This window comes from Cereibacter sediminicola (assembly GCF_007668225.1).
Lineage (GTDB): Bacteria > Pseudomonadota > Alphaproteobacteria > Rhodobacterales > Rhodobacteraceae > Cereibacter_A > Cereibacter_A azotoformans.
Window position 1 is genome coordinate 1 of the sequence record NZ_VDEK01000165.1, and the last position, 418, is coordinate 418.

The 418-nt window shown below is 68.9% G+C and carries 1 pseudogene; it reads right to left on the bottom strand.

The annotated features are described in order from the left end of the window. Positions 1–418, bottom strand: a pseudogene (locus FG154_RS20840) (IS5/IS1182 family transposase); the annotation flags it as partial.

Consider the following 418-nt stretch of genomic DNA (forward strand, 5'->3'; position numbering starts at 1 on the left):
TAGCCGCGAGCGTGCTCCTGCCGGATCATCGCCAGAACGAGGGTAATGACGACGGCAAGAAGCTTCCTCAGATGGGCGAGGATCTTGCGGATGTTGTGCCCGCAGCCGCAGAGGACGGCGAAGAGCGCATCGCCGAGGGTGCCTTTCAGGTAGCAGCGAGTGAGGCGACCATCGGCCTTCATGTGGCCGATCTCGGGCTCGATGCTGCTGCGTCGGCGGAGCGCCTTCGCGAGCGCCGGTGTCAGGCCGCGGCGGGTTCCGCTGATCAGGACCTGGGTGTGCTCGACGCCGTGGCCCTTGTAGCCGCGATCGACGACGGCGCGCTTGGGCGGGTGGCCGGTGAGGATGCCGACCTGCTCCAGGGCCTCGCCGAGGGTGTGGCCGTCGTAGGGGTTCCCGGGCAGCGAGCGCGTCCCCA